Source organism: uncultured Phascolarctobacterium sp. (assembly GCF_937920985.1).
In the GTDB taxonomy this organism is placed as follows: Bacteria; Bacillota; Negativicutes; order Acidaminococcales; family Acidaminococcaceae; genus Phascolarctobacterium_A.
In genome coordinates, this window is the sequence record NZ_CALDXR010000013.1 from 72654 (window position 1) to 89447 (window position 16794).

At 50.2% G+C, this 16794-nt stretch carries 16 protein-coding genes; all 16 read left to right on the forward strand.

The genetic code is table 11. The annotated features are described in order from the left end of the window. The 16 genes from Q0612_RS02140 to Q0612_RS02215 all read left to right on the forward strand — a co-directional run bounded on the left by Q0612_RS02140 (position 1) and on the right by Q0612_RS02215 (position 16756). Positions 1–1548, forward strand: coding sequence for a cell wall metabolism sensor histidine kinase WalK (locus Q0612_RS02140; RefSeq protein WP_298880165.1), 1548 nt, complete (start codon positions 1–3; stop codon positions 1546–1548). After that, a complete protein-coding gene (locus Q0612_RS02145) occupies positions 1545–2063 on the forward strand; it encodes a YqeG family HAD IIIA-type phosphatase (protein ID WP_021719567.1) in 519 nt (172 codons plus the stop codon). The genes Q0612_RS02140 and Q0612_RS02145 overlap by 4 nt, the downstream gene beginning before the upstream one ends. Continuing rightward, the gene (locus Q0612_RS02150; RefSeq protein ID WP_298880170.1) at positions 2060–2839 is read left to right on the forward strand and encodes a carbon-nitrogen family hydrolase; all 780 of its coding nucleotides are present in this window, start codon (positions 2060–2062) and stop codon (positions 2837–2839) included. The genes Q0612_RS02145 and Q0612_RS02150 overlap by 4 nt, the downstream gene beginning before the upstream one ends. After that, complete coding sequence (locus Q0612_RS02155; protein ID WP_298880173.1) at positions 2839–3894, forward strand: M15 family metallopeptidase; 1056 nt, start codon at positions 2839–2841, stop codon at positions 3892–3894. Before Q0612_RS02150 ends, Q0612_RS02155 begins: the two co-directional genes overlap by 1 nt. Before the next feature lie 152 nt (positions 3895–4046). Then, positions 4047–4388 (forward strand): YlbF family regulator, encoded by a 342-nt coding sequence (locus Q0612_RS02160; protein ID WP_293828821.1) that lies wholly within the window; start codon positions 4047–4049, stop codon positions 4386–4388. Then, positions 4388–5290 carry a UDP-N-acetylmuramate dehydrogenase gene (gene murB / locus Q0612_RS02165; protein ID WP_298880177.1) on the forward strand — a complete coding sequence of 301 codons (903 nt, stop codon included), beginning with the start codon at positions 4388–4390 and terminating at the stop codon, positions 5288–5290. The genes Q0612_RS02160 and murB overlap by 1 nt, the downstream gene beginning before the upstream one ends. Positions 5291–5350: 60 nt before the next feature. Continuing rightward, the gene (locus tag Q0612_RS02170) at positions 5351–5821 is read left to right on the forward strand and encodes a hypothetical protein (RefSeq protein WP_298880181.1); all 471 of its coding nucleotides are present in this window, start codon (positions 5351–5353) and stop codon (positions 5819–5821) included. A gap of 9 nt (positions 5822–5830) precedes the next feature. Then, complete coding sequence (locus Q0612_RS02175; protein ID WP_298880184.1) at positions 5831–6640, forward strand: nitroreductase family protein; 810 nt, start codon at positions 5831–5833, stop codon at positions 6638–6640. Between the two features lie 153 nt (positions 6641–6793). Next, positions 6794–7189 (forward strand): IS200/IS605 family transposase, encoded by a 396-nt coding sequence (gene tnpA, locus Q0612_RS02180; protein ID WP_298880186.1) that lies wholly within the window; start codon positions 6794–6796, stop codon positions 7187–7189. Beyond that, positions 7189–8304 (forward strand): IS200/IS605 family element RNA-guided endonuclease TnpB, encoded by a 1116-nt coding sequence (gene tnpB, locus Q0612_RS02185; protein ID WP_367181680.1) that lies wholly within the window; start codon positions 7189–7191, stop codon positions 8302–8304. The genes tnpA and tnpB overlap by 1 nt, the downstream gene beginning before the upstream one ends. Positions 8305–8638: 334 nt before the next feature. Then, positions 8639–9472, forward strand: a complete 834-nt coding sequence (locus tag Q0612_RS02190) for an ABC transporter ATP-binding protein (RefSeq protein WP_298880192.1) — start codon at positions 8639–8641, stop codon at positions 9470–9472. Between the two features lie 7 nt (positions 9473–9479). After that, positions 9480–11141 (forward strand): hypothetical protein, encoded by a 1662-nt coding sequence (locus Q0612_RS02195; RefSeq protein ID WP_298880195.1) that lies wholly within the window; start codon positions 9480–9482, stop codon positions 11139–11141. A gap of 2 nt (positions 11142–11143) precedes the next feature. Further along, entirely contained in the window at positions 11144–12790 is a 1647-nt protein-coding gene (locus Q0612_RS02200; RefSeq protein ID WP_298880196.1) for an ABC transporter ATP-binding protein, read from the forward strand. After that, complete coding sequence (locus Q0612_RS02205) at positions 12759–13634, forward strand: energy-coupling factor transporter transmembrane protein EcfT (RefSeq protein ID WP_298880197.1); 876 nt, start codon at positions 12759–12761, stop codon at positions 13632–13634. The genes Q0612_RS02200 and Q0612_RS02205 overlap by 32 nt, the downstream gene beginning before the upstream one ends. Beyond that, complete coding sequence (locus Q0612_RS02210) at positions 13631–15040, forward strand: PQQ-binding-like beta-propeller repeat protein (protein ID WP_298880201.1); 1410 nt, start codon at positions 13631–13633, stop codon at positions 15038–15040. Before Q0612_RS02205 ends, Q0612_RS02210 begins: the two co-directional genes overlap by 4 nt. Beyond that, entirely contained in the window at positions 15041–16756 is a 1716-nt protein-coding gene (locus Q0612_RS02215) for an ABC transporter ATP-binding protein (protein ID WP_298880204.1), read from the forward strand. Positions 16757–16794 lie beyond the last annotated feature (38 nt).

Here is a 16794-nt window from a genome sequence, read left to right on the forward strand (position 1 = left end):
ATGAAAAAATCCCTAAGCACACGCCTGATGTATAGTTTTATGACTATCATAATTATCGTCGTTGTGGGGATTACAGCAGGCATATCGTACCTGATTGCCGACTACTTTTTCCAGATTAAGGAGCAGGAGCTGGCGGAAAAGGGAAATGAGATGGGGGAAACAATTGAAGCCTTCATCCGTCTGCAGGACCGTGATATGCTTTACCGATATATTTTAGCTGTAGATAAGCTGGTTGGCGCACGCATCTGGCTGTTTGATGATAATTACGAGCTTTTGGCGGCCTCTAGTTTTGAGTCCGTTAAGGAGACCGGAGAAAATGCCTCTATGAAGGAATTTCTCAGGTATGGCGCACCCTCCAGGCAGGTATTGCAGGAGAGCGTCAGAAAACTGGATCAGGATATGAAGAGCAGTAATTTATCGTATCGCATTAAGGTGATACTAAATGATGTTTATGCCGGGAAGTCCTTCAAATCGCAGATTTATCATCCGTATTACAAGGAGCAGGTGATCCTGGTTGGTGTTCCTTATACCTTTGGTAATGGGCACACAGGCGCTATTTTGATGATTGAGCCCTTGAGCGGTTTCGAAAAATTCTTGCGAAATGTTTACATTTATATTATGATTGTAGGTATCATTGCCATTATTTTCAGTTTGTTTTTAGTTAAGCGTCTGTCAGGCCTCATTATCCGGCCGGTGCTGGATATGAAGGACAATGCACAGGCGATGGCTTCGGGAGATTATTCCCGCAGGCTGGAGGTGCATGGTGATGATGAAATTGCTGAGCTGGGGAATGCGCTCAATTCTTTAGGCAAGGATTTGGGTGATTACATTGCCAAGATGGAGCGGACGGAAAAAATCCGCCGCGATTTTGTGGCTAATGTATCGCATGAGCTGCGGACACCGATTACGATTATCCGTGGCTACAATGAGGCAATTTGTGATGGTATGGTAACGGATACTGATCTGATTCAGCGTTATCGTGGCCTGATAAATGAAGAGACAGTCCGCCTGGAGCGTATGGTACGCGAGCTGCTGGATATCAGCAGGCTGGAGTCCAGTGATCCGCTGACTGTCAGCAATATGGATGAGCTGCCGCTGGCCGGTATCATCCGTAATGTCGCCGAAAAATTATCGGTGCGCTGCGTGAAGAATAATGTTACGATTAGTGTTCATGCCGACGATAATATCAAAATTTTGGGCGATGGAGACCAAATGGTACAGTTAATTATGATTTTGTGCGATAATGCCTTGAAATATTCGCCAGAAAATGGTACTGTATCAATAGGTGCGAATAAGCTTGACGATGGCAGCGTGCTTGTAACAGTTGCTGACCAGGGCAAGGGTATTCCCGAAGAGGATATTCCCTTTATCTGGGAGCGCTTCTACAAGGTTGAAAAATCGCATTGCCGCAGTGTTCCGGGAACCGGTCTGGGGCTTGCTATTGCCAAAGAAATTATTCGCGTCCACGGCGCCAGTGCCGAGGTAATCAGCAAATGTGGTTCTGGTACCACGTTTGAAATAAAATTTCCAAAGGATAAGGTAGTATGATTTTAAAGTATGTTTGCCCCGATTACAGAGTAAAAAGTTTATTTGACATTTCCGCAAAATGGCTGAAGCGCAATGGCTACACCAAAATTGTTGTTGATATTGACAATACCCTGCTGCCGCGCGACAAGAACCTGGTAGGCCCTCGTGCTATGACCTGGATTCGTCAGCTGCATCAGATGGGTATCAATGTGGCATTGATTTCCAATAATGGTGGTGACCGCATTAAGGGTATCACCCGTCAGACTGGTCTTGGCACCATTATGCGTGCCGCTAAGCCTTTGCCGATGGCTTACAAGCAGATTACTAAAGCTATGGGCGGCGGTAAGATTCTTTTTATCGGTGATCAGCTGTTGACCGACGTTTTAGGCGCTAAGGTTGCCGGTCATCCTGTAGTCTTTGTTGAATCCTTAGGCGGTAAGGAGCATTTTATTACCCGCTGCACCCGCAAGCTGGAGAAATTCTTCCTTGGTCGTCTGAACAGCAATAATATGATGCCTAAGGAGCGCGTATTATGAAAATAGCTTTGCTGCAGCTGGAGGTTCTGGAAAAGAATAAGGCGGCCAACGTGGCCCATGGTCTGCAGCTGGCAGCGGAGGCTGCCAAGGAGCATGATTTACTGGTGCTTCCCGAGGTGTGGACAACAGGCTATAGCCTGGGACACCTGGAGCAGGATGCTGAACCGCAGGCTTCGCCTGTGCTGGCGCAGCTCGCGGAGCTGGCGCGCAGCGAGCAGTGTGCAATCCTCGCAGGCTCGGTACCGATGCGTCATGCTGATGGCAAGGTTTATAACACCTCTGCGGCTATCAATAAAAATGGTGAAATTGTCAATCTTTATGATAAGGTACATCTTTTCGGCCTTTTCCATGAAGAGGATTTCTTTGCTCCCGGCAATAATTTTCAAGCCTTTACATTAGATGGTCTGTGCTGCGGCTCGACTATCTGTTACGATTTACGTTTCCCCGAGCTTTTCCGTCACCTGGCTTTGCAGGGAGCACAGCTCATTTTCTGCCCGGCTGAGTGGCCTGAAGCGCGGGGAGATATCTGGCGCTTGCTGGCACAGGCACGTGCTGCCGAAAACCACACCTTTGTGGTGGCGGTAAATTGTGCGGGCAGCTTTAAGGGTGCGCCGTTTTACGGTCATTCGATGGTGGTTGCGCCCAGCGGCAGGATTCTTGCTGAGGCAGGGATGCAGGAGGAGGTTGTTTCCTGCGAAATCGATCTGGCAGATGTTGCGAGAGTACGTAGCAGGCTTAATGCTTTAGCTGATGTACGCAAGGAGCTGATTCAATAGTGAATTATCGAAATTTGCTGGCCGGCCTGGCGGCCGGTCTGCTTTTCTATGTCCAGACGGGAGCGGAGCTTGCTTTGGCTGCTGTGCCTAATGATGCGCCGAAGGATATTAAGTATATTCTTGGTTTTTATTATGGCAATGGCGAAAATATTCTTATCCGTGAGAATAATGGCCGTCTGGAGCTGTTATACCGTACTGCGCAGGAGGACAGGTCTTTTGCTGCGGCTAATCTTTATCCGCTGAGCAAGGTGCATTTTGATTCCTATACGCTGCAGGAGTCCGGTCCGATGAGTAATACTGAGGCCAGTGTGCGTTTTGAACGTGACAGTGATGGCTATGGTATTTCGTGTCGCGTTGGTGGTAATACGTACAGCCGTTACTTTTTTGGTACGACGCAGGGGGAAAGGGCGAAGCCTTTCCGCCTGGAGGAGCGCAGTGCTGAGGAATGGGCTAAGCTACGCGAGGAGGCTGCGAAGGCAGCTGTTCCTGCGGTCTTGGCAGCAGGGGAGCAGGCGCAGCTGGTTGATGCTGCTTCTGTTGCCGGTGTGAAGGTTAATTCTGTTTACGCCGGTAGTGATAACCTGTTTGGTGCACCGCTTTATACTACGCCGAAGCTCTTTGTTTCTAAAGAGGCTGCAGTTGCTTTAGGCAAGGTGCAGCAGCGCTTGGCACCTTACGGTTACGGCCTGGTGCTGTGGGATGCGTACCGTCCCTGGTCTGTGAGTAAGCTGGCTAATCTGGCTTTGCCTGAGGGTAAGAAGGATATGCTGGAGGATCCGGAGGTTAAGGGGAGCACGCATAATACTGGTAATGCTGTGGATGTGGGCTTGTATAGCCTGGAGAGCGGCGAGGAGCTGGATTTGGGCTGCGGCTTTGATGAGCCGTCGCTGCGCCAGTACGCCAGCTATGCTGGCGGTACGTCGCGCGAGCGCTATCTGCGCAGTTTGCTGCGCGAGGAGATGGAGCTGCAGGGGTTCAAGGGGATTGAGATGGAGTGGTGGCATTTTGAGTTTGGCGACTGCTCTAAGTTTGCCCATTTGAATGTAGGTATGTGAGTGAATCGTAATAGCGTCGCAAGCGATATGTCACTTGCTTGCGTTGGCGTGCTGTAGTGGTTGTATAAGTGTCCCTGTGTTGATGTGTAGTATTTTTCTATGTTTGTTTCTTACGTTAGTGTAAAAATATATTATTAGTGAGGTGTTTAGTTATGAACGTTTATGATAATGCAAATGATCTGGCTAAGGCTATGCGCGAGAGCCACGAGTACAAAAAGCTGAAGGAAGCTGCTGTTGTTCTGGAGAAGGATCCGGATACCAAGAAAATGGTTAATGAGTATCTGATGGCTGCTCAGGAGGTTGAGTTTGCTAAGCATCAGGGTAAGACTCCGGATGCTGCTGCTATGGATAAGCTGGAGAAGCTGCAGGGTATTTTGAATCTGAACAGTGATGCTATGCAGTATCTGAATGCGTTGATTCGTTTCCAGATGATGCTGATGGACGTTACTAATACTATTCAGGACGTTGTTAAAGAGGCAATGGGAGATAAATAATGACGTTGCAGGAGATTTTCGCAGGCTGTACTGCTAAGCCTTTGTTGGTGCAGGAGCCGATGGCGAAGCATACGTCCTTCCGTATTGGCGGTCCTGCTGACCTGATGGCTATGCCGCAGAGCGAGCAGGAGCTGCAGCAGCTGCTGCAGCGTGCCGGTGAGGCAAAGGTGCCGGTTACGCTGATTGGCAATGGTTCTAACCTGCTGGTGCGCGATAAGGGCATCCGCGGTCTGGTTATCAAGCTGGGCAATATGCTGAATGATGTTGTTGCTGATGGCTGCACGCTGACTTTTGGCAGTGGTGTTTCTTTGGCTGCTGCTTCCCGCAAGGCTGCAGAGCTGGGCCTGAGCGGCATGGAGTTTGCTGTGGGCATTCCCGGAAGCATTGGCGGTGCTGTTTATATGAACGCCGGTGCTTATGATGGCGAGATGGCCAAGGTTGTTACCAGCGTGCGCGTGATGGAGCTTGACGGCACAATCAGCGAGCTGCCTGCTGCAGCTCTTGATTTTGGCTATCGCCACACTGCGCTGCAGGGCAGCGGTAAAATTGTTACCGCAGTAACTGTGCGTCTGATTGCAGGCGATAAGCAGGCTATTGCCGATAAGATGGCTGATTTCAGTAACCGCCGCATCACTAAGCAGCCGCTGGAGCTGCCGAGCGCAGGCAGTATGTTCAAGCGTCCTCCCGGATATTTTGCCGGTACGCTTATCGACCAGACCGGTCTTAAGGGTTACACTGTCGGCGGTGCGCAGGTTTCTGAAAAGCATGCCGGCTTTGTGGTGAACATCGGCGGAGCTACGGCAGCAGATGTGCTGCAGCTTATCTGCGATGTGCAGGATAAGGTGTTTGCGGCGCATGGTGTACATCTTGAGCCGGAGGTTTTGGTCCTCGGCGAAGAATAAACTAGGGGAGAGCGCCTATAAGACGTCATCTGCGTCGTCAGGACTCCTAGGAGTATATGAGTGGCGCTTTCTAAAGAAAAAAGTATTGGTAGGCTTTACTGGTTTACCGATAGTTTACAGGAGAAGAGAATTTTGGAGCAGCAGCTTTTAACAGAGCAGGAAATTCACGAGCTTGGCTTGCAGGCTCTCGTTCCCTGGCTGGAAAGTCATAATTTTAAAATTGATTATATGCAGACTGATATGAATACTGTACCGCATATTTTTGCCCTGAGCGGCAAAATCCTGACGGTTATCATCGTAGCAACGGCAATGTACCCGCATAAGGGCGTTGTCGGTGAAGCAGACAAGGCTTATGCTATGCGTGTAGCAACACAGCTTGGTGCTCTTTGTGCTACCGCTTCTATCGGTCTGGTAAATGTAGATGGTTTGCCTGACGATAAAAAGCTCATGGGTACGCCTATGCGCAACGGTCATTATAAGGCAGATTTTAGTGGACTGGAATACATTCACTATACCGATAATGCACTGTGAGGTGACGTTATGGACTTGTTAACAGTTAATCAGGAGAAATGCCTGCGTTGTGGCATTTGCGTAGAATGCTGTCCTTCCTGCATTCTTTCGATGGGTGAAAACGGACCGGAATGCAATTTTGACCGTGGCTGTATGAGCTGCGGCCAGTGCGTTGCTATCTGCCCTGTAGGAGCGTTGGATAATAAATATACGCCGCTGGCGGAGCAGCGTCCGGTGACGATGCCGTTGCCGACGCCTGAGGTTGCTTATGAATTTTTGCGCATGCGCCGCAGTGTGCGCAACTTTAAGCCGCAGACACCGACGGATGAGGAAATTACCCGCATGCTGGATGTGGCACGCTATGCGCCGACTGCCGGCAATTCACAGGGTATGTACTATATCGTTATCCGCGATAAGGAGCAGATTCGTGCAATTGCCGATGCTGTTGCCGACTGGATGGAGGACGAGGTTGCGGCAGGCACTGAAAACAAACGCTATTTTCAGGTGGTGCTGCGCGCTTACCGTGAGCGTGGACAGGATATCATCGCGCGTAATGCGCCCTGCCTGATTTTTGCGCTGGCACGCCGTCTGAACATTACCGGTGTGAGCAATGCAGAGCAGAGCTGGGCCTACGCTGAGCTGTTTGCCCCGACCATCGGTTTGGGAACAACCATCGCCGGCTTTATCCAATCCTGCGGTATTGCAGGCTATCAGCCGCTGTTGGATTTGATTGCGGTGCCGCCGAAGCACAAGATTGTGGGTACGCTGATGGTTGGTTATCCTAAATACAAATATCAACGGATGCCGGAAAGACAGCATCTGAAGGTTGATTTTCGCTAGTTTATTTAACCTAATCCGCCAGAAGTCCTCCACCTCTAAGGTGGTGGAGGAAGGCGGGTCTGGCGAATTTACGTAAGTAATTGAGCCAGACAATTGCTCCGTAGATAGCTTTATGATATAATCAGTCATAGAAGTGAAAGGGCTGATTATACTATGAAATTAGACAATAATAACCATTCAGTGTTCTTGCTGTGTTACCATCTTGTTCTGGTAGTAAAGTACCGTCGTAAGGTGTTTTCCGACCAGATGAGCCAATATGCAAAAGACATATTTGTTCGCATAGGCTCTTCATATAACGTCACATTGGAAGAATGGAATCATGATCAAGACCATGTACATATCATGTTTCGTGCCCATCCTAATACAGAGATGTCTAAATTCATCAACGCTTACAAAAGTGCCAGTTCTAGGCTAATCAAAAAAGATTTTCCAGAAGTTAGGCGTAATTTGTGGAAAGAAATGTTTTGGTCAAGAAGCTATTGCTTGCTGACGACAGGCGGTGCTCCTATTGAGACAATTCGTAAATACATAGAAAATCAAGGCAGGTGATTATAGTGAATAAGGCATACCGATACAGGCTCTACCCGACAATTGAACAGAAGATTATGTTTGCCAAGACTTTCGGCTGTGCCAGATTCATCTATAACAAGATGCTTGGAGATCGTCTTGATTACTATAAGGAAACAGGCAAGAGGCTTAACAATACACCTGCACAGTACAAGAAAGAATTTCCTTGGCTGAAAGAGGTTGACAGCCTTGCTCTCGCCAATGCCCAAATAAACCTGAACAAGGCGTATAACAACTTTTGGAGCAATAGGAAGCATTTTGGCAAGCCACACTTCAAGTCGAAGAAAACAGGTCATGCTTCATATTCTACGAACAACCAACATGGCTCAGTAAGAATCGAGGGAAACAAAGTCAAGCTGCCTAAAATAGGCTTGGTGAAGCTGTGTCTGCATCGTCCATTGATGGAGAATAGCACCATAAAGACTGTAACCATAAGCAAAACACCGTCAGGAAAATACTATATCAGCATTTTGGTGGAGTATGAAAACCAAATACTTCCCATTATACCGAAGAATTTTCTTGGATTGGATTTTGCTATGCACGGGCTGTATGTTGCTTCCGATGAGGACAATGCCGATTATCCAAATTTCTTACGGGAAGCCGAAAAGAAATTGGTCAAGGCACAAAGAAAACTCTCCAAGAGACAAAAAGGGAGCCGTAACAGGAATAAACAAAGACTGCGTGTGGCTGTACTCCATGAGAAAATTGCTAATCAACGCCGTGACTTCCTGCATAAGAAAGCTCGTTATCTTGCAGACCGCTATGATGCGATTGGCATAGAGGACATTAGCGTAAAGGCCATGGCGAAGCGAAAGAAGGGTGGCAAGTTCAGCTTTGGTAAATCCATATCCGACAATGGCTGGAGCATGTTCACAAGTATGCTGGAATACAAACTTGCATGGCAGGGTAAGCAACTTATCAAGATAGACAAATGGTATCCAAGCAGTCAGCTATGCCATGTCTGTGGCTACCAGAACAATGACACCAAAGACTTATCTGTGCGGGAATGGGATTGCCCTAAGTGTGGCAGTCATCATAACCGTGACAAGAACGCTGCAATAAATATTAGAGAAGAAGCTAGGCGAATATCTGCCTAGCGTAACTCATAAAGTACCGTGGGTCGCACGGGAATCTACGACTGTGGAGAGAGTGTAAGTCGCCATAACTCTTCGGAGTTAGTGGTGCTGTTCTCGCTGAAGCAGGAAGCTCCCGCTTCTATAGGCAGGGGTACGTTCACGCATGAACTATTGCCGTGGTTCATGCTTTTTTATTCTTGTGTTATTTGCTAAAGAGTTCCTAATTGCATGAGATGCGGGACATGATTTATTGTAGAGCCTGCATGGGTGTGGTATAATATATAAGATTGAGTAAAGTATAGTATACCTAAATTTATTTGAATTTTATGATGAAGTATGAGCATGAGGTGTATGTATGTCAGAAGCAGTTTTGAGTGTTAATCATTTATCTATAGGCTATGGCAGCCGCTGCGTTATCAGCGACGCCAGCTTTACTATCGGCAAGGGTGAGCTTGTGGGTATTATCGGCTGTAATGGTGCCGGCAAGAGTACTCTCTTGAAAACAATCCGCGGTATGCTGCCGAAGCAGAGCGGTGAGGTTTTGTTCTTTGATAAGCCGATGGAGGAATATACCGACAGAGAGCTGGCGCGTGAGGTTGCGTATCTGCAGCAGCAGGTAGAGGTAGGCTTTGGTTATACAGGACAGGATATTGTTATGGCGGGCCGTTATCCTTACCTGAAATGGTGGGAGCGCGAAAGCGAGGACGACAAGCGTCTGGCGCTGGACTGCATGGAATATACCGGTACACGCGAGTTGGCAGAAAAGCCGGTGACAGAGGTTTCCGGCGGTCAGAAGCAGCGTATTCTGCTGGCGAAGGTTTTGGCGCAGCAGACTCCGGTGCTGTTCCTCGATGAGCCTACTACCGGTCTGGATATGGTTTACCAGGAGGAGATTTTCCGTTTTGCGCGTGAGCTGGCGCTGATGGGCAAGACGGTGCTGATGGTTGTGCATGAGCTGAATTTGGCAGCCAAATACTGCAGCCGTATCCTGCTATTGGGCGAGGGCAAGCTGCTGGCAGACGATACTCCGAAGCGCGTATTTACGGAAGCTTTGCTGAGCAGAGCATATTCTGCTGATATTGCCGTAAGCCGCAATCCGGTGAATAATAATCTGGAGATTACAACGCGTGTAGATGAGGCAAGTAAAGAAAAGGATGCAGCTTTACTGAAAAAGATTTGCTGCGAATAGGTGAAGTATGAGAATCTTATATATCCTGCTGGCGCTGCTGTGTCTCACGCAGCAGGCCTTTGCAGGCGTAAAGCTGGAGGCAGTGTATCCCTACAATTTGGATAAGAGTGCCGCACATGTAGTACACGGCGGCAGCACAATGCCTTTATTTATCAATATTACCGGCTTTGATGTACCGCATGAGCAGCCGGCGCATTTGCGTGTCATTTTACCGGAAGGCTTTAAGGCACTTGCCAATGGCAAATGGCGTTTGGGAAGCGCTGACGGCCGCCAGACGGCGGAGGCAGATTGGGTGCTGCCGGCAGATTTCGGACAGAGCTTTGATTTGCTGTATATTCAGCCGCAGGCAGACCTTGCACGTGGCGCAAAGCAGCTGACGGTGGAGGTCAGCGGTGAAGGCTGGCATGAGCGCAAGGAGCTGAGCTTTGGTTATGAGCCGGCGGCGGCAGCAGCGGTAGCTGCGGAACCGACGCAGGGGAAGAAGCTGGACCGCAGCAAGTTCAACTGGTATATCCAGAGTGTTACTCTGCCGGTAGATAATTTGGGCAATAAGGATGACCGCGCGGCAGAAGGCGTGGTTTTTATCCGCGATACTACGCTCGAAGGCTTCCGTAACCGCATGACGGGCGATGGTGCGACGAACTGGTCGGCAGTGTTTAACCACCCTGCGACTTTTCTGGTGCTGGATATGCGCAATCCGCAGCGCGATGTGCGCCTGCTGAAATTTAAGGCGGAGCTGATTGATAAAAAGACAGGTAAGGTTATGCCCGGTCTTTGTACCGCCGGCAAAAACAATGAGGATTCCGAGCATGGCTGGGCCGGTGATACCGGCAGCGTCAACGAAACTACGGCGCTGATTTCACTGGACGGCAAGAAAACTCAGGCCTTTATCATTCCGTTATACGTAGATTATTTTACAGTGTTGGAGGGTGATTACAGCCTGCGTGTGACCGTAAGCGGCAACGGGCAGGAGAAGGTGCAGGAGGTACCGCTGACAATCGCCAAAAAGCATAATCTGGGGTTGCTGGCAGTAGGCTTTTCCTTTATCTGCCTGCTGGCTGTGCTGGCCTTTAGCTACAAGCTGAAGGGCTGCATTTACCGCATCGGTGCGCGTGGGGCTATTACTGTGGCACTGTTTGCGGCGCTTGCTTTTGGCGGCATTACGCTGCCGACGACGCTGATCGGCGATTTGCTGCATGTATTCTTAGGGCCTTTCTCCGGCTTGGTGACAGGCATTCTGAGCGGTATGCTGCTGTATTTGCTGGTAGTGGCGCTGCTGGTGCTCTTCCGTGCGCCGGGCGTGCTGACACTGATGTATTTTGTCAAATATATGCTTGCCGGTCTGATGTTCGGACATTTTACACCGTTAGGACTTTTGAGCATGTGTGTAAACGTAGCGATTTTGGAAACGCTGTTGTATCTTTCCGGCTTCTACCGCAGGCAGGAGCTGGGCAAGGGCTATATGCTGTTTATCTGCCTGCTGATGGGCGTGGGCGATGCACTTGTCACCTTCGTCAATATGGAGCAGATGATGTTCTTCTACCGTTTGTATTACGCAGATTGGTATCTGGCGCTGTATATGCTGGTCAACGGTCTTTTATACAGCAGCATCGGTGCCTGGCTGGGTGCTAAGACGGGCAGTAAGCTGCAGCAGGTTATGGGGGAATAGAGATGCTAAAAATAGACAATTTATCTTATCGCTATCCCTCAAGGAAGCAGTTTACCTTAAAGAATATCAACCTGACGCTGGCAGACGGTGAAATGCTGCTTTTGGCAGGACGCAGCGGCTGCGGCAAGTCGACGCTGATTAAAGCAATCAGCGGCCTGTTGGGCAGCGAGGAGCGTGGCGAGCTGCAGGGAGCAATTTATCTGCAGGGCGAGGATATCAGCAAATGGCCGCCGGAAAAAACAGGTCAGATGGTAGGCACTGTGTACCAGTCGCCTGATGACCAGCTATTTGCGATGACGGTGGCGGATGAAGTGGGCTTTGCATTGGAAAATCAGGGCGAGGAGCCTGAGGTTATCGCACGCAAGGTGAGCGAAACTCTGGAGCTGGTAGGCTTGGGCGGCTTTGAAAATTACAGCATTCACAAGCTGAGCGGCGGCCAGAGGCAGCGCTTGGCACTGGCTTCGATTCTTGTTACCAGGCCGGGACTTTTGATTTTGGACGAGCCTGTGAGTCAGATGAATCCGCAGGGCGTGCAGCGCTTTATGCAGCTTTTGGTGCGCCTCAACCGCGAGGCAGGCATTGCTATTTTGATGATTGAGCATCGTGTGAACGAGCTATGCAAATATTTTTCGCGTCTGGCTGTAATGCAGGAAGGACGCATTGTGTATGACGGTCTTGTTGCTGACGCCTGGCAGGCGATGACAGGACGCAGTGATTTGGGCTTGCGTGAGCCGCAGACGGTGAAGCTGTGCCGCGCACTGCAGCTGTCGGAGCTGACAACAGACCAAGGAAGAATTGTGCAGATGCTGCGCAGCGAATGCGAGCCTGTAGAAGCTGCTGCGCAGGCACAGCCTGCAGGGCAGCAGCCTCTTCTCGAAGCACGCGATTTGTATTACACCTATCCCGGCAGCAAGGAGCCGACGCTGAAGAATCTGCAGTTTACGCTGTACCAGGGGCAGATTACCGCGATTATGGGCTTCAACGGTGCCGGCAAAAGCACGCTGATGAACCTTTTGGGCGGCCTGACGCAAACGCAGCAGGGAAGCATGCTGCTGGAGGGAAAGCCTGTAGACAAGCAGCTGGGCAAAATCGGCTACCTGCGGCAGGAGCCTGACCTGATGCTTTTGGCAGACACAGTACGCGAGGAATTGTGCTGGAAGAACCACACGATTACGCAGCAGGAGCTGCAGCAGCTGTTGGAGCATATGAATCTGGCGGAATACGCTGATGATTTTCCGCTGGCGCTGAGCAAGGGACAACGTTTGCGCGTCGTTTTGGGCGCTATGCTGGCGAAGAAGCCGGCGCTGCTGCTTTTGGACGAGCCTACGACAGGACAGGACGAGCAGAGTCTGGCGGAAATCCGCCGTCTGCTGTTGGCTTATAAGGAGCAGGGGGGCAGTATCTTCATCTGTACGCATGATATGGAGCTGGCGGCACAGGTTGCTGACAGCGTAATTGTTTTGTGTGCGGGGCAGATTATTGCCGACGGCCCGACAGATGAGGTTTTGAGCAATAAGGAGCTGGTGGAGGCCGGCGGTCTGACACCGTCAGCGCTGCTGCCGGTGTGCGAGCAGGCGGGGCTTCCTCCCTGCATCACGGTAGAGGGGGTGAAGCGCTATGTCCGTAAGACAGCTGTGGGAAGGCACTGATGCCGCAGGTTGGGCGCAGAAGCTTAACGGGCGTACTAAGCTGCTGTTCCTCTTCCTCTTTGCGATTTTGATGATTACCGTGGATAATCCGCGGACACTCTTTATTTTATTTACGTTTACCTTATTACTGCATCTGGCAGCGAAAACTTCCATCTACAAATGGAAGGTGATGGCGATTCTGCTGCTCTTGGGCCTGTGGGGCTCCATGTTCAGCCAGGCGCTGTTCTTTGCGCAGACGCCGCGTACACCGCTGTTTGTGCTGATTGCTCCGGAGGCAGGCTTTATCGGCCAGCTGACGGGCGGACTTTTCATCTACCGCGAAGGCATTTTGTACGGTGCGGTGCAGGGCTTGCGCAGCGCCAGCATGCTGGCCTTGGGGCTTTTGGTCTGCTGGACGAGTGACCCGCGGCAGCTGCTGCAGGCCTTGCTGGCCTGGCGCCTGCCGCCGCAGCTGGCGTTCATGCTGGTGACGGCGATTCGCTTTTTGCCGGTGCTGGCAGCCGAAACAGGCGAGGTCATCACAGCGCTGCAGCTGCGCAGCGACAGCCAGAGCGGACGCACTGCTGTGCTGCGTCATTTGCCGTATATCGCCAAGCCTTTGTTGGCGCGCTGCCTGAGGCGCGCGCAGACGCTGGCACTTTCGGTTGTAAGCCGTGGCTTTTTCGCAGGCGGAGCTGCAAAGCGACGCCAACAGTGGGATGCACGCGAAAAGGCAAGCTGCCTGCTGCTGTTTTTGGTAGTAGTTGTTGTTGTAAGCAGTAAAATTATTTACCTGTTGTCGGAGCAGGGATTCTACTTTGGCGTATTTCGCCAAATCTATGATTGGACGGTGCTGTATCTATGAATAAGATTAAAGGCTGGCTGGCGCTTGTGCTGCTGCTGCTTTCCTGGTGCGCACTGTACTGGATTACCGGCAGCAGAACGCCATGGAACCAGTTTCATGTTGACAATGATGGCTCCGGTGTGAGCGTTTATCTGGGTGATATCCCGACACAGAATTATGACCGCATGGGCTTTACGAAGGCGGTGGTGCGCTATGCTGCCGACGAAGAAGGCTGGATTGTCGGAACGGAGCGCGGTGAGCTCTTCCTCTTTGACAACGAAGGACGTCAGAAGTGGAAACGCTCCCTTGGCATAGGCAAGCTGATAGCACTGTGCCTTACGCCTGACGGCAAGCTGGCGATAGTAGGCGAGCAGAGCGCTGAAGGTAAGCTCTATGCTGTTGATGTTCATACGGGTGATATCCGTTGGCAGTATAAGAGTGCTGACTTTGTCGGCTCCGATGCTTCGCAGCGTTCCTATCCGTCGGTGGTGCATATTGCAGTCGATAAGGAAAACAATGTCTACGCCAATGCTTACCGCTTTTTGATGCGCAAGGACGGCAGCAGAGGCTACAATGCCAAAATGCTGGCGGTAAACGAGGAGGGCAAGCTGCTGTGGCAGTTCCCTAAGAATGAGGTTATCGACAGCTGGATAAACTGGTGTGATGTCAACGATAACAACGGCAGAGCTGTGTTTTCTACCTCCGCCTATGATTACCGTGAGGATATGAAGTATAAGGATACGATGTATTTCCTCGATAAAAGAACCGGCGAACTGCTCAATTCAACGCATGTGCCGCCGATTCCGCCTTTTGATAACACCGTTATGCGCGGCAGTCCCAACTTCAGTGCGGACGGCAAATATCTGGCAGCAGCTGCCAGTGACGGACGTGGAATTTTGTTTGACGAAACCGGCAAAATCATTTGGACAAGGTCTGTATCTAAGCCGCAGCAGGTGGATGGTGCATATGTAAATGCCAGCGGCCGCGACGGTTTCGTAACACCCTACGGCGTGCTCTTTACCACGATTAATACCTTTAACCGTGAAAATTGGCAGCTGCCGACACCGGTAGAGCATCCGAGCAACAACAGTATTTTTGTTTTCAATACAGACGGTACCTTCCGTTATCAGTATATGGCAGACGGTACGATGGAGGAAATAGCCTTCGCCGGCAGGCTGGCGGCCTGCGCGGTGGGGCGCAACGTGCGCACGCACAATTACAAGGCGCATGGAGCACTGGTGCTGGACCTGGAAACAGGCAAAAAGTACAGCTATTTCCCAACCGAAGGACCTTGTCAGGCGATTGGTATTTCACCTGACGGACAGTGGCTGGCAGGCGTGGAAGCGCCGGCACTGACTCCCGATGGTAAGATTATCGGTGCTTACCGTTTACATATCTGGAAAAATAACGCAGGAGGAGCAAGGTAAATGTTGCAAAAAATAATTCATTATTATAAGCCCTATAAGCTGATTTTGCTTTTGGTGCTGATGGGCTCATGCTTCTCGGCCTTAATGGAGCTGCTGTTCCCTTATATCGTAAGGCAGATGCTTAATGTTCAGATTCCTCAAAAGAATATTGACGAGCTGCTTTACTGGGCTGGGATACTTTTAGCTTTATATGTTGTAAACTTTGGTCTGCTTTTTTCTATCAACTATTATGGTCATGTGATGAGTTCCGGCATTGAGAACGATATGCGTCGCGATTTGTTCGGACATATGGAAAAAATGTCCTTCCGCTTTTTTGATAATGCCCGTACAGGACAGCTGCTGTCGCGCATTACAAGCGATATCGTGGAAATCAGCGAGCTGACATTTAAAGGACCTAATGACCTTCTTGTCTGCACCATCAGTATGCTGGGTACTATTTTCATGATGCTGTATCTGAATCCGTATCTTGGCTCTATTATCGGTGCCATGCTGATTATTAAGGCGGTGCATTCTGTTTTCGTCAACAGAAAGATGAAGCGTGCCTTCCGCCGCAGCCGTGAAAAATCCGGTGAGGTTTCCGCGCAGGCAGAGGAGGCTCTGAGCGGTATCCGCCTGGTAAAGGCCTTTGCTAATGAACAGCTGGAGCTGGAGCGCTTTATGCGCAAGAGTAATGAGCTTTTGCGTGTGCGTACCGAATCATTTGCGATACTTTCATATTTTTCGGGAACTATTACCTTTTTTACCAACGCAACCAATCTGGTAGTTTTGGTTTGCGGTGGTATGATGGTTGCCAATAACCAGTTGGCGCTTAGTGATTTTGTTGCCTTCTTCCTTTATGTTAATATCTTTATGAAGCCTGTTTTCCGTCTGCTGATGTTTACGGAAATGTACCAGCGCGGTATGGCCGGCTATCACCGCTTTAATGAGATGATGCAGCATAAGGTGGAGATTGACGATGCGCCTGATGCGATTGCTGCAGGTGAGATTAAGGGCCGTATTACCTTTGAGAATGTAACCTTCGGCTATCTGCAGGATAAGCCGGTGCTGAAGCATTTTGACCTGGACATCGCTCCCGGTGAAAAGGTGGCCTTTGTAGGTGCTACGGGTGCAGGCAAGACAACGCTGGCAAGCCTGCTGCTGCGCTTTTACGAGCCTACGCAGGGCAGAGTACTGCTTGACGGCGTAGACATCAGAAAATATAAGCAAAGCTATTTGCGTAACCACGTTGGTCTGGTGCAGCAGGATGTATTTCTTTTCAGTGATTCCGTTAATTTTAATATTGCGTATGGCAAGATTAAGGCGAGCGAGCAGGAGATTGAGCAGGCTGCCAAGCTGGCGGCGGCGGACGATTTTATCAGCGCTCTGCCTGAAGCCTACGAAACTAAGGTCGGCGAGCGCGGCGTGAAGCTGAGCGGTGGACAGAAGCAGCGTATTGCTATTGCCCGTGCCTTCCTGAAGAATCCACCGGTGATGGTATTTGACGAAGCGACGAGTGCGCTTGATACCAAAACGGAAAAGCAAATCCAGAAGTCTTTGGATAAGCTGGCTGAAAGCCGCACGACGCTGATTATCGCACATCGTCTGTCGACGATTATCAACGCTGACAGAATTGTGGTGCTGCATAACGGTGAAATTGCGGAAATCGGCACGCATAAGGAGCTGATGGCCCTTGGCGGCATTTATAAGCGCCTTTATGAGCTGGATGAACAGGATTAATGGCGGCTTCGTTTCTGAAAAATACATAGCTCGATGCT

What these genes read in the sequence shown, in the direction of transcription:
- Q0612_RS02140 (WP_298880165.1), top strand. Translation starts at nt 1, where the DNA reads ATGAAAAAATCCCTAAGCACACGCCTGATGTATAGTTTTATGACTATC.
- Q0612_RS02145 (WP_021719567.1), top strand. Translation starts at nt 1,545, where the DNA reads ATGATTTTAAAGTATGTTTGCCCCGATTACAGAGTAAAAAGTTTATTT.
- Q0612_RS02150 (WP_298880170.1), top strand. Translation starts at nt 2,060, where the DNA reads ATGAAAATAGCTTTGCTGCAGCTGGAGGTTCTGGAAAAGAATAAGGCG.
- Q0612_RS02160 (WP_293828821.1), top strand. Translation starts at nt 4,047, where the DNA reads ATGAACGTTTATGATAATGCAAATGATCTGGCTAAGGCTATGCGCGAG.
- murB (WP_298880177.1), top strand. Translation starts at nt 4,388, where the DNA reads ATGACGTTGCAGGAGATTTTCGCAGGCTGTACTGCTAAGCCTTTGTTG.
- Q0612_RS02175 (WP_298880184.1), top strand. Translation starts at nt 5,831, where the DNA reads ATGGACTTGTTAACAGTTAATCAGGAGAAATGCCTGCGTTGTGGCATT.
- tnpA (WP_298880186.1), top strand. Translation starts at nt 6,794, where the DNA reads ATGAAATTAGACAATAATAACCATTCAGTGTTCTTGCTGTGTTACCAT.
- Q0612_RS02190 (WP_298880192.1), top strand. Translation starts at nt 8,639, where the DNA reads ATGTCAGAAGCAGTTTTGAGTGTTAATCATTTATCTATAGGCTATGGC.
- Q0612_RS02195 (WP_298880195.1), top strand. Translation starts at nt 9,480, where the DNA reads ATGAGAATCTTATATATCCTGCTGGCGCTGCTGTGTCTCACGCAGCAG.
- Q0612_RS02200 (WP_298880196.1), top strand. Translation starts at nt 11,144, where the DNA reads ATGCTAAAAATAGACAATTTATCTTATCGCTATCCCTCAAGGAAGCAG.
- Q0612_RS02205 (WP_298880197.1), top strand. Translation starts at nt 12,759, where the DNA reads ATGTCCGTAAGACAGCTGTGGGAAGGCACTGATGCCGCAGGTTGGGCG.
- Q0612_RS02210 (WP_298880201.1), top strand. Translation starts at nt 13,631, where the DNA reads ATGAATAAGATTAAAGGCTGGCTGGCGCTTGTGCTGCTGCTGCTTTCC.
- Q0612_RS02215 (WP_298880204.1), top strand. Translation starts at nt 15,041, where the DNA reads ATGTTGCAAAAAATAATTCATTATTATAAGCCCTATAAGCTGATTTTG.